Below are 12,009 nucleotides of genomic sequence, written 5' to 3'. Positions count from 1 at the left end.
AGTGTATTCTTATTATTTAGCTTAATCTCCTGCTTTAAACTATTTTTTATTTTAACTTTTAAATTAAAGAGGAGCTTAATTAATAAAGCCCCTCTTTATTAACTGTAATTTACTCTTTAACTATAATTGCTTCAGTTGGACATTCATCTATACAGTTATCACAGCCTACACATTCCTCATTATCAATCACATAAATTTCTTCTTCATCACTAATTGCTTCCACAGGGCACTCCTCTATACAGTTATCACAAGCTACACACTCATCAGTAATTACATATTCTTCTGACATTTTTCATCCTCCTCAATATTTTCTTTAATTGTAGTAACTTACGCTTCCTTTTCATCTGCCCAGACAATTGCTTCTGTTGGACATTCTTCTATGCAGTTTTCACACTCCACACACTCATCCTGATCAATTACATAAGGCTCTTCTTCATCACTGATAGCTTCCACAGGACATTCTTCTATGCAGTTATCACAGGCTACACATTCTTCTGTAATTACCAGTCCACCAGTTGCTTCTTCATCTTCATCGTCTTCTTCAACTGCAGCAGCTTCCTCTTCTGCTTCGGCTACCTCTTCCTCTGCTTCATCGGCCCAGACGATTGCTTCCGTAGGACATTCTTCTATGCAGTTTTCACACTCCACACACTCATCCTGATCAATTACATAAGGCTCTTCTTCATCGCTGATAGCATCTACAGGACATTCTTCTATGCAGTTATCACAGGCTACACATTCTTCTGTAATTACTAGCCCACCTGCCCCTTCATCCTCAGCATCATCTTTTCTTTCTGCCCGCAGAGCTTCAATATCCACATCCTCAGTTCCTAAAACCTTAAAAGGATCCCGAGGACATACTTCAGCGCAGACTCCACAGTTAACACACTCTTCATAGTCCATTATAGCTAAATTATTCTCTATGCTTATAGCTCCTGTAGGACATTTTTTAGCACAGACACCACAACCAATACAGCCTACAGTGCACACATCTTTAACTGTCTTTCCTTTTTGAGTGGAATTGCACCTGATATAAACTAACTTATTTTCCGGTACTAAAGATAACATGTCGCGTGGACACTCATCAATACAGGTATTACAAGCTGTACAGTTTTCATCATTAACCACTGGTAAACCATTTTCATTAATCTCAATAGCATCAAAGTTACAGACATTCACACAGTCTCCAAAACCTAAACAACCATAAGCACAAGACTTATCACCATCAGCAGCAACAGTAGCTGCTTTACAGCTCTCAATTCCATCATAACTAGATCTCCTATAAGTCTCTATCTTACCACCCTTACACATCACTCTAGCTATATCGGGAATCAAGGCTTCACCGCTATCAATGCCCATGATTTCTCCAATCTTTTCAGCTACTTCACTTCCCCCAACGGGACAGGCAGTTACTTCAGCATTACCAGCTACTACTGCTTCAGCAAAACTACCACAACCAGCTTGCCCACAAGCACCACAGTTAGCACCAGGTAAAACCTCATCAATATCCTCTACTCGAGGATCAATTTCTACTGCCAATTTAACCGATGCTATAGTCAAACCAGTAGCAAAAATACCTCCCAAAATACCCATGCCTATAATTGAATTCTTAATCAACTCTACATCAATATCCATTAATTTTCTCACCTCCACCTAACTAAAGAAGGACTATTATATTACAGTTAATACTATACCTTATTTAGCAGTTTAGATCAATTCTATTTAATTACATAGCTACAATGCCGCCGAAACCCATAAAAGCTAAAGCTAACAGTCCGGCTATAATCATAGTCATCGGTGCTCCCTGAAAAGGCTGAGGCACATCAGCAAACTTCAAATTTTCTCGCATTCCAGCCATTAAAACTATAGCTAAAGTAAAACCAGCTCCAGCTCCAAAGCCAAAAATTACACTTTCAATAAGATTATAACCTCTTTCCGGAATCAAAAGAGCTAAACCTAAAATAGCACAGTTAGTAGTAATCAAAGGCAAAAATATACCTAATGCTTTATAAAGTGGTTCACTAATCTTTCTAACTGCCATTTCCGTTAACTGAACAAAAGAAGATATAATGAGAATGAAAGACATTGTTTGTAAAAACTCTAAACCTAAAGGTTCTAAAACAAACCCCTGTACAAACCAAGCAACTATAGCCGAAGTAGTCATTACAAAGGTAACAGCCATCCCCATACTAAAGGCTGTCGGAACCTCTTTAGATACACCTAAAAATGGACAGATCCCCAAAAACCTAGCTAAAATAAAGTTATTAGCCACTGCTGCCCCAAAAAATATAAGTAATAGTTCCATTCTGTTTTTCAACCTCCCCTAACTATCAGAATTTTTTAATAAATCTATAAGTAACCTATCCTTCACTAATATTGTTAAAGACTCCCAATACAACTCCCATAGTCAAAAAGGCTCCAGCCGGTAAGATCATAACTACCCAAGGAGTAAACCAGTCTCCTAAGATCTGCAATTGGAATATACTACCAAAGCCAAAGAACTCTCTAATTCCACCTAAAAGAGTTAGACCCCAAGTAAAACCAACTCCCATCCCTATAGCATCAATAATAGCTAAATGAATAGGATTATGAGTAGCAAAAGCCTCTGAACGACCTAAAATTAAACAGTTAACTACAATTAAAGGAATGAACAGTCCTAATACAGAATGGATCTCGGGAAAATAAGCACCTAATACCATATCTACAATAGTCACAAAGGTAGAAATTACCACAATATAGCAGGGTATTCTAACCTTTTGAGGAATTATATTTTTTAATAAAGAATTTACAACTCCCCCGCCTATTAATACAAAGGTAGTAGCTAAACCCATAGCCATTCCGTTAATAGCTGTAGTAGTAACTGCTAATGCAGGACACATTCCCAGCAGCAATCTCCAAACTGGATTTTCCTCCCATAAGCCTTTGATAAACTCTTTAAACATATTTAATCACCTCCAGTTCTCCTTAGTTAAGACCTTTAGCCTTTTCTACAGCATCTCTAACTGCCTCTACAAAAGCTTCAGAAGAAACAGTAGCTCCGGCAGCTCCATCAATATCTTCATCCAACACAAATTGATCTGTTAAAGATTTGCCTATAAACTGCTCTTGGAAATCAGCTTCAGCAATTACATCTCCTATACCAGCAGTCTCGCTATGATCAACTACAGTAACACCTAAAATTTCTTCTAAGTTAGGATCTATTCCTACTTTTAACTCCATTACCCCACCGTAGCCATCACCTTGAACAGGAATTACATAACCTGCTAAGTCACCAGCAGCATCATATCCTTTATGAAGCTCTATTCCGTCCTTAGTTACAGTTTCATGCTCCTCAGTTCCAGGAAGTACCTCCTGAATCAAACCAGCTATATACTCTTCCATACCTCCAGCCAGAGCAATCTCAATTCTATCTATGCTATCGCTTACTGCAGCTCCTACAGCTTGAGCTGAAAGAGTAGCACCCGCAATCCCCTCTAAATCTTCATCAATCAAAAATTCGTCACCAAAAGGCTTTTCTTTGAACTGCTCTATAAACCAACCTTCTTCAATTCGAGCTCCTAAACCAGGCGTTTCTTCATGTTCTAAAATTCTAACAGATAAAACTTTATTATTATCTAAGTCTAAACCTATCATTAAACCAACCGGGCCTCCATAACCAGAACCATCTCTCTCAATAGCAGTTCCAACTACATTACCATCTTCATCAAGACCTTCATATAAAGTCAAACCGTCCTTTTCTATTTCACTATAGTCTACAGCACCCGGTAAAACACCTAAAATTGCTTCTTCTCTCCGTTCCTCACTAACAGCTTCAATTTGCGGTTGAGTGACACTGTGAACTAAACTTAAAACCGTCGCCGAAGCAATTGCAATTACAGTTAATACTATAATCATTGCTACTTTCGAATCTTGCTTAGCCATTATTCACTCACCTCCCCATAGATGGCTGGTACCGTATATCTATCAATAATCGGTACAAACATATTCATCAATAAAATGGAGAACAGCACTCCTTCAGGATAGTTAGCATAATTACGAATTACTACTAACAAAATCCCTGCTCCAATAGCAAAAATCCAACGTCCCTTTCTAGTAATAGGAGTAGTAACCATATCAGTAGCATAAAAGAAAGCACCGATTAGCAAGCTTCCAGCTAAAACATGAAAAACAGGATCTCCTCCTAAAATAGCAGTTAATATAAAGGCAGTCCCTATATAACCAACTGGAATTCTCCAATCGATATAACCTTTATACAATAAATATAAACCACCAAGTAATACAGCTAAAGCAGAAGCCTCTCCTAAAGAGCCAGATACATTTCCTAAAAAGAGATAAGCATAGCCAGCCTCTCCTCCTTCTAAAGGAGTAGCACTAGTTGCTGCAAAGGAGAAGGGTTCAAACCATTCAGTCATTGCAGCTGGAAAGGCAGCTAATAAAAAAGCTCGCCCAACTAAAGCTGGATTGAAATAGTTATAACCTAGACCCCCAAAAAGCTGCTTACCTAAAATAATTGCTACTAAAGTACCAATTACAGCCACCCATAACGGTAAGCGCGGCGGTAAGCTCAAAGCCAATAACAAAGCAGTTACTAAAGCACTACCATCGCTAATGGTAATTTCTACTCCTCTAACTTTTTGAGAAACTGCTTCAGCAACTAAAGCGGTTACACAACAAGTTATAATTATCAGTAAAGCAGATAAACCAAAGTGAAGAACGCCTACAACTAGAGTTGGTATCAAAGCCAAAATTACGTTAAACATTATCTTAGAGACTGAATCATCATCTCTAAAATGAGGCGATGAAGTTACTGTTAAGTCACTTCCTCTATTCATTCTTTACCCTCCTATTCATCATTTTTTCTCTGTTCTGCCACTAAAGCATTTTTACCTAATCTAATCCAATGCAGTAATGGTATCTTAGCTGGACAGATATAAGAACAAGAACCACATTCAATACAGTCGAAAACATTATACTCATCTAACTTGTTAATCATTTCAGTCTGCTCCATCTTAGATTCAGCTACCATATCTGCCTTAGCAAACTTATATAAAGCAGTAGGTAGTAAAAAGATTGGACAAACATCTACACACCTAGCACAGCGAATACAGTTTTTAGGTTCATATTTACTTATCTCGTGACTTCTTAGAGCTAAAATACCTGAGGTTCCTTTGGTAGCAGGAACATCGACATCGTGCTGAGCATTCCCCATCATTGGACCACCTAACACAACTCGATCTACATACTTTTTCAAACCTCCACACTGCTCAATTAGCTCCTTAACATTAGTTCCTATTCTAAAAACTAAGTTTTGAGGCTTCTTAATTCCTTCTCCACTAACAGTAACAGTTCGCTCAATCAAAGGCTTCCCTTCTTGAATAGCCTCAGTTATAGCTACAGCAGTACCTATATTATTAACTACAACTCCTATATCCAATGGTAAACCTCCAGAAGGTACCTCTCTGCCTAAACAAGCATCAATCAACTGTTTCTCTGCTCCTTGAGGATATTTAACCTCCAAGGGAACAACTTTGATGTTAGTTTGATCACTAGTTGCTTCCTGCATAGCTTCAATAGCATCAGGCTTGTTTAACTCAATACCAATCTGACCTTCTTTAGCATCGGTCATCTTCATAATTGCTTTCAGCCCATAGACTACTTTCTCCGGCATTTCTACCATAGTTCGATGATCTACCGTTAAATAAGGTTCACACTCTGCTCCATTGAGAATAACCGTATCCACACTCTTATCTTCCGGTACAGCATACTTAACATGAGCAGGAAAGGTTGCTCCACCTAAACCTACAATACCAGCTTCATAAACAATATCTCTCAATTCAGCAGCTGATAAGCTTTCTAGGTCCCCCTTAGGCTCTACACTTTCGTGAAACTCGTCCTTTCCATCAGCAGCAATAGTAATTGCCATAACTTCCTGAGTGGTAGTCATTAGACCAACCCCGGTCACCTCAACCAGACCAACATCAGTCACTTCTCCGGAAATACTGGCGTGAACTGGAGCCGAAACAAAAGCTTCGCTCTCGCCAATCTTCTGCCCTACCTTTACCTTATCACCTCTCTCGACTAATGGTTCACAAGGAGCCCCAATATGTTGTTGTAAAGGAATTACTACTTCGCTCGGCAACTCAGCCGGCTTTAAGCTTTTATCTTTAGTAGCTTCCTTTTTATGAGGCGGGTGAACTCCCTGTTTAAAAGTTTTAGCCTTCATTCTTTCACTCCTTTTCTTATTTGATAGCAATATATTAGCAGAATAAATCGTCTTAGCTAAGCAAAATAAATAGTTGAAGCTTCAACTATCACAATTTTTTTGAATATTCTGCTAATACTTGCGCAAAACTTCACTCCATTAGATACTTTTCTATAAACTTTTCAAATCTCCTTTTTATTTATCTAAAAATTCTCTTAAAAATACTTTTTTAAAAAATATGTTCCTCTTCCTAACTAAAAACTAAAAAGACCTACTCAATAGTAAGCCTTTTTAGTTGCTAAATTATTATATTTTTAATTAGAGATAAAAAAATTAAAGCCATCCTCTTCTAATTGCTGACCTAAATTTTGAGCCGATTCTTTATCTTCAAAGGCGCCAACTTGAACTCGATAAGGATCTTCAGATGTAATATAAGCTGAGTATCCTAAGTCTTCTAACTGTCTAACCATCCCTTGGGCATTATCCTCACTTGAGAAGGCTCCTACTTGAACTTCATAGAGGCCTTCACCCATAGTCTCTTGTGGTTCTAAGTCTTCTAGCTCTTCACCTTCCTCAGCAGCATCTAAATCAACAGCCTCTTCAAGATCACTTTCTTCTTCCCCATTTTGTGAAATTTCTTCCTCTAAAACTACTTCTTCACTAGGAACCTCATCCATTTCCTCTTCAGGAGCAGTTACATATTGAATCATCCAACTCCCCAAAAAATAACCTACCACGCTAGCTAAAATGGACATGCTAATTATCATTGCTGCCAAAGAAAAACCAGACTTTAATCTAGACCTATCAAAGTTCATTCACACCACTTCCTTTAATAAATTTTTAAGCTTACTATATCGTAATTTTTAACCTTAAAGTTTTATAAAAAACTCATCTTTATTACTAGAATATTATGCAGGCTATTTTTGATTTATTATATCTTTTACTAAAAACTTTCTAGCCTCGGCTACAGTATACAAGGAGCCACTAATACTAACTAAGTCCTCGGCTGCTGCTAATTTAAGAGCTTCTTTTACAGCAGCTTCAACCTCAGGAATAACTTGCACCTCTATTCCTTTAGCCGCCAACAACTTAGCTACCTGCTCAGGAGCGGCTACTCTTTCGTTAGTATTTTGAGTAATAATAATTTGATCAGCAATAGGAGTAATAATCTCCAGCATTTCCTCTACATCCTTATCGCCCAAAATACTTAAAACTAAGATTAAACTCTGATAATCTAAATCTTCTTCAATAACCTTGCGTAACTCTCTAATTCCCGCCGAATTATGAGCTCCATCTAAAATAATTAAAGGCTTTTCACCTAATAACTCCAATCTGCCCGGCCATTCTACTACTTTAAGTCCCTCTTCTATAGCTGACCATTCAATTTCATATTTAGCCGGTAAGGCTTCAATTACTGCTAAGGCTAGATTTAAATTCTGCCGTTGATATTTACCTAATAAAGGGATCTGTACCTGAGCAACCATCTGCTGACTCTGTACTTTAAAGCTCTGACCAGCTAAGCTTCTATCTAACCTCTCCACTTTTAATGCTTTGGAAGCCTCAATTAATTCTGCCTCTCGCTCTTTGCAAATCTCTTTTAACTTAGCCAAGGCTTTTTTATCTTTAACTCCGGTCACTACCTTGCTGCCTTCTTTAATAATTCCTCCCTTTTCAATAGCCACTTCTTCAATAGTATCTCCTAAATACTCAGTATGTTCTAAGCTAATATTAGTAATAGCTGCTATTAAGCCATTAACCACATTAGTAGCATCCAACTTGCCACCTAAACCAACCTCTAACACTACTATTTCTACTTCTTGCTCAGCAAAATACTTTAAAGCTATAGCAGTTACTACTTCAAAAAAAGTAGGATGCTCTAAACCTTGATCTTCAATCCGCTTTAAATAAGGTTTGATCTCTGACGTTAGGCGCTCTAAAGCTTCTGGCTCCATGTATTCACCGTTAATTCTCATTCTTTCATAAAAAGAAACAATTTCTGGTGAATTATAAGTCCCCACCTTATAACCTGCTTTACTTAAAATAGAGCTGATCATTACTGAAGTTGAACCTTTCCCATTAGAACCAGCTACCTGAATAGTATCGTATTCCTGTTGAGGGTTACCTAGATACTCCATTAATAGTTTTATTCTTTCTAAACCAGGATTAATACCAAATTTATTTAAAGAGTTAAGATAATCAACTGCTGAATCCATATTTATCACTTCCTTTTCTCTACTTATCAGTTTTTGTAATCTTTAGACTATAGTTTAAAATTCTATACTTTAATTTCGAATCCCTTGTTTAAAGAGAAAAAAGCTAATACCAGCTATTTGATATTAGCTATTCAAGTTATTGATTTACAACAATATCATTCTATTATTTCAGAGGATAGATGATAAATTAAGATCAAAAAATAAAGTTCAAGATCTGTTTGACACAGACTAAAATCTGACTAAGTTCTGACTAGCCATTAAAACATAAGTTCAAGAAATTATTTAAAGGTTTTTATTCACCCCAAGAGTACTTCCTCAAGAAGCAAAAAACGCTTCCCAGAGTCTTCCCAGAGTAATGACTAGCTAAAGGCCAAGCGTCGTTTCAGGGCGCACTGTCAAATAGGTTTTAATGTCTTGAACTTATCTATCCTCTCTCCTCTGTCCTCTATCATTTGAATAAAACAATATACCAACATTGCCTAATAAACTCTAATTAAGAGTTCAACATCTCTAAACGATCTAATAACTGCTCCTTCTTATCTTTATACTGAACAACCTTCTCTTTTTCTTTCTCAACTAATTCTTCTGGAGCATTATTAACAAAGCCTTCGTTGGCTAACTTGCCCTGAGCCCTATTAATCTCAAACTCTACTTCCTCTAACTCCTCCTCTAATCTAGCAATCTCCTTATCGATATCTACCATTCCGGCTAAAGGAAGAATCACTTCCACTCCGTTTGTAACAGCTGTTGAAGCTTGAGTCGGCTTCTCTTTCAATTCTTCCTTAATACTCATTTCTGAAACTTTGGCTAAATCAGCAATATACTCCCTACCATTAACTAAAATTTCAGCCCTATCAGCACTTCTGGGGTGCAAAATAGCCGTTATCTCTCGACCAGGATTCACCTTCATCTCGTTACGAATATTTCTGATAGCTCTAATCACATCCATCAACACATTCATCTGCTCTTCGGCCTGCTGGTCTAGCTTTTCTTCCTCGGCACTTACCCAGTCAGCTAACATAATACTTTCACCCTGCTGAGGTAAACGCTGCCAGATTTCCTCGGTAATAAAAGGCATAAAAGGATGTAAGAGTCGTAAAGTCTTTTCTAAAACTGAAGAAGCTACATATTGGGCCGTACTCTTAGCTACAGTATCTTCCTCTTGATATAAACGAGGCTTAATCAACTCTATATACCAATCACAGAATTCATTCCACATAAAGTCATATAGAGCTTGAGCAGCATTACCTAACTGATACTTCTCTAAGGCAGTAGTTACCTCCTCAGCCGTCTGCTGAAGGCGGCTAATGATCCATCTATCTGCTAAAGTATAGTTCAATTCTTCAACCTCTGTGGGTTCAAAATCCTCAAGATTCATCAATACAAAGCGAGAAGCATTCCAGATCTTATTAACAAAGTTACGACTGGCTGCTACCTTTTCCTGTCTAAAACGCATATCATTACCGGGAGTATTACCAGTAATTAGAGTAAAGCGCAAAGTATCGGCTCCGTATTCATCGATAAATTCTAAGGGATCAACCCCATTACCTAAAGACTTACTCATCTTACGACCTTGGGCATCTCTAACTAAACCGTGGACTAATACATCACTAAAAGGAGCCTCATCCTTAAATTCAAGACCAGAAAAGATCATTCTAGCTACCCAGAAGAAGATAATATCGCGCCCAGTAACTAGTACAGAAGTGGGGTAATAAAACTCTAGCTCTTCAGTCTTTTCAGGCCAACCTAAAGTAGAAAAGGGCCAGAGAGCAGAGCTAAACCAGGTATCCAGTACATCCTCATCCTGAGCTAGTTCTTCACTTCCACACTCAGTACAATCACTAGGCTCTTGGCGAGCTACAATTTCAGCTTCACAGTCCTGACAGTACCAGACTGGTATTCGATGTCCCCACCATAGTTGACGTGAAATACACCAGTCCCGAATATTTTCCATCCAGTTAAGATAAACCTTGGTAAATCTTTCCGGGATAAAGTCAGTCTCTCCCTCTTTAACAGCGGCAATGGCTGGTTCAGCTAGCGGCTCCATCTTCACAAACCACTGCTTAGAAACTAAGGGTTCAATTACCGTATCACAACGATAACAGTGACCTACGGCATGATCGTGCTCTTCAACCTCTACTAATTTACCCTGTGCTTTTAAGTCGGCTACTAACTCCTCCCGACACTGATAGCGATCAAAACCCTGATACTTGCCAGCAGCTTCAGTCATTACCCCGTGATCATCAATAACCTTAATTAGTTCTAAATCGTGTCGTTGTCCTATCTCAAAGTCATTAGGATCATGAGCTGGAGTTACCTTAACTAATCCCGTTCCAAACTCTGCGTCCACAAATTCATCAGCAACAATAGGCAACTCCCTTTCTAAAATCGGTAAAATAGCTGTTTCACCGATTAAGTGCTGATATCTTTCATCATCAGGATTAACAGCAATAGCCGTATCCCCTAACATAGTCTCTGGACGAGTTGTAGCTACTATTAACTGCTCTGAGCTATCCTGTAATTCATAAACAAGATGATAAAAATGACCAGCAATCTCCTCATGTTCCACCTCTACATCGGAAAGGGTAGTCTTACAGTCAGGACACCAGTTAATAATATAATCTCCTCTATAAATTAAGCCTTCCTCGTAAAGACGAATAAAGGCTTCAGTAACAGCTTTAGAACAGGCTTCGTCCATAGTAAAACGCTCCCGACTCCAATCACAGGAAGTACCTAATTTCTTTAACTGTTCGGTAATTCTCCCCCCATACTCTTCCTTCCAGGCCCAAGCTCTCTCTAAAAAGCCTGCTCTGCCTACATCTTCCTTTTCCAATCCTTCCTCTTCCCGCATCTTATCCACTACCTTAACTTCAGTAGCTATACTGGCATGGTCTGTCCCCGGCACCCAAAGAGTAGAATAACCCTGCATTCTCTTCCAACGAGTAAGTATATCCTGTTGAGTATTATCCAAAGCATGGCCTATATGTAGCTGACCAGTTACATTAGGCGGCGGCATCACAATAGAAAAAGCTTCTGCCCCTTCTTTTATATCACCGCTAAAGTAATCATTTTCCATCCAGAACTGATACCACTTATCTTCTACAGTAGCTGGATCATAAGTTGTTGCCATCTCATTCTGACTCATTTGATTTCCTCCTTTGAAAAATTGATTTAAAATCAAAAAACCTTCTCCATCCTTGGCTAAGGACGAAAGAAGATTTCATTTCCGCGGTACCACCTTAATTCTATAAAAGTTAAGCACTCTAACTAGATAACGGCTAGCAACCGAATAAACCTACTCTTTAAATTCAGTCCATCAGCTCCAGAGCTACTTCGATAACCTGAAAACTTAAGGTGTCTTGCAGCCTCAGAACACCTCTCTCTGTCAAGTTCAAGTTAGCTACTACTCTCCTTCACAGCCTTAAATATATCCATTTTTATATTATCTTACTACGAGAATTTTTATTTGTCAAGTTTAAGTATCAGGTGGATTGTGTCAAGTTTTTATAGGTAAAAGTCAGGGCAATCGCATGAATAAATTTTATTTTAAAACTCAATCTTATTTCTTATACTCAGTTTGAATTTAAAAAATGC

10 protein-coding genes and 1 other annotated feature are annotated in these 12,009 nt (G+C 38.1%); all 10 genes read right to left on the bottom strand.

Going from position 1 to position 12,009, the window contains the following annotated elements:
- Window positions 1–109: 109 nt before the first annotated feature.
- On the bottom strand, window positions 110–289 hold the full coding sequence (locus MWH30_RS05100; RefSeq protein WP_248662983.1) for a DUF362 domain-containing protein: 180 nt from the start codon (window positions 287–289) through the stop codon (window positions 110–112).
- 38 nt (window positions 290–327) lie between these two features.
- Window positions 328–1,635 carry an RnfABCDGE type electron transport complex subunit B gene (locus tag MWH30_RS05095; protein WP_248662982.1) on the bottom strand — a complete coding sequence of 436 codons (1,308 nt, stop codon included), beginning with the start codon at window positions 1,633–1,635 and terminating at the stop codon, window positions 328–330.
- A gap of 91 nt (window positions 1,636–1,726) precedes the next feature.
- Complete coding sequence (gene rsxA / locus MWH30_RS05090) at window positions 1,727–2,305, bottom strand: electron transport complex subunit RsxA (RefSeq protein WP_248662981.1); 579 nt, start codon at window positions 2,303–2,305, stop codon at window positions 1,727–1,729.
- A gap of 55 nt (window positions 2,306–2,360) precedes the next feature.
- Window positions 2,361–2,942 (bottom strand): electron transport complex subunit RsxE, encoded by a 582-nt coding sequence (rsxE, locus tag MWH30_RS05085; protein WP_248662980.1) that lies wholly within the window; start codon window positions 2,940–2,942, stop codon window positions 2,361–2,363.
- A gap of 22 nt (window positions 2,943–2,964) precedes the next feature.
- A complete protein-coding gene (locus MWH30_RS05080; protein WP_248662979.1) occupies window positions 2,965–3,921 on the bottom strand; it encodes an RnfABCDGE type electron transport complex subunit G in 957 nt (318 codons plus the stop codon).
- Window positions 3,921–4,832: an RnfABCDGE type electron transport complex subunit D gene (locus MWH30_RS05075; RefSeq protein WP_248662978.1), complete on the bottom strand. Its 912-nt coding sequence runs from the start codon at window positions 4,830–4,832 to the stop codon at window positions 3,921–3,923. Before MWH30_RS05075 ends, MWH30_RS05080 begins: the two co-directional genes overlap by 1 nt.
- A gap of 11 nt (window positions 4,833–4,843) precedes the next feature.
- Entirely contained in the window at window positions 4,844–6,223 is a 1,380-nt protein-coding gene (gene rsxC / locus MWH30_RS05070; protein ID WP_248662977.1) for an electron transport complex subunit RsxC, read from the bottom strand.
- Window positions 6,224–6,516: 293 nt separating this feature from the next.
- Window positions 6,517–7,017, bottom strand: coding sequence for an SPOR domain-containing protein (locus MWH30_RS05065; RefSeq protein ID WP_248662976.1), 501 nt, complete (start codon window positions 7,015–7,017; stop codon window positions 6,517–6,519).
- Window positions 7,018–7,119: 102 nt separating this feature from the next.
- Window positions 7,120–8,415 carry a bifunctional folylpolyglutamate synthase/dihydrofolate synthase gene (locus tag MWH30_RS05060; RefSeq protein WP_248662975.1) on the bottom strand — a complete coding sequence of 432 codons (1,296 nt, stop codon included), beginning with the start codon at window positions 8,413–8,415 and terminating at the stop codon, window positions 7,120–7,122.
- A gap of 493 nt (window positions 8,416–8,908) precedes the next feature.
- Window positions 8,909–11,560: a valine--tRNA ligase gene (locus MWH30_RS05055; RefSeq protein WP_248662974.1), complete on the bottom strand. Its 2,652-nt coding sequence runs from the start codon at window positions 11,558–11,560 to the stop codon at window positions 8,909–8,911.
- A gap of 55 nt (window positions 11,561–11,615) precedes the next feature.
- Window positions 11,616–11,841 (bottom strand) — a binding site (T-box leader).
- Window positions 11,842–12,009 lie beyond the last annotated feature (168 nt).

The organism is Fuchsiella alkaliacetigena (genome assembly GCF_023227765.1).
GTDB classification, from domain to species: Bacteria; Bacillota; Halanaerobiia; order Halobacteroidales; family Acetohalobiaceae; genus Fuchsiella; species Fuchsiella alkaliacetigena.
The sequence above is the reverse complement of the archived record's forward strand: the minus strand, read 5'-3'. Positions and strand labels throughout refer to the sequence as shown.

Coding starts and splice junctions, on each gene's coding strand:
- MWH30_RS05100 (WP_248662983.1), bottom strand. CDS start 289: ATGTCAGAAGAATATGTAATTACTGATGAGTGTGTAGCTTGTGATAAC.
- MWH30_RS05095 (WP_248662982.1), bottom strand. CDS start 1,635: ATGGATATTGATGTAGAGTTGATTAAGAATTCAATTATAGGCATGGGT.
- rsxA (WP_248662981.1), bottom strand. CDS start 2,305: ATGGAACTATTACTTATATTTTTTGGGGCAGCAGTGGCTAATAACTTT.
- rsxE (WP_248662980.1), bottom strand. CDS start 2,942: ATGTTTAAAGAGTTTATCAAAGGCTTATGGGAGGAAAATCCAGTTTGG.
- MWH30_RS05080 (WP_248662979.1), bottom strand. CDS start 3,921: ATGGCTAAGCAAGATTCGAAAGTAGCAATGATTATAGTATTAACTGTA.
- MWH30_RS05075 (WP_248662978.1), bottom strand. CDS start 4,832: ATGAATAGAGGAAGTGACTTAACAGTAACTTCATCGCCTCATTTTAGA.
- rsxC (WP_248662977.1), bottom strand. CDS start 6,223: ATGAAGGCTAAAACTTTTAAACAGGGAGTTCACCCGCCTCATAAAAAG.
- MWH30_RS05065 (WP_248662976.1), bottom strand. CDS start 7,017: ATGAACTTTGATAGGTCTAGATTAAAGTCTGGTTTTTCTTTGGCAGCA.
- MWH30_RS05060 (WP_248662975.1), bottom strand. CDS start 8,415: ATGGATTCAGCAGTTGATTATCTTAACTCTTTAAATAAATTTGGTATT.
- MWH30_RS05055 (WP_248662974.1), bottom strand. CDS start 11,560: ATGAGTCAGAATGAGATGGCAACAACTTATGATCCAGCTACTGTAGAA.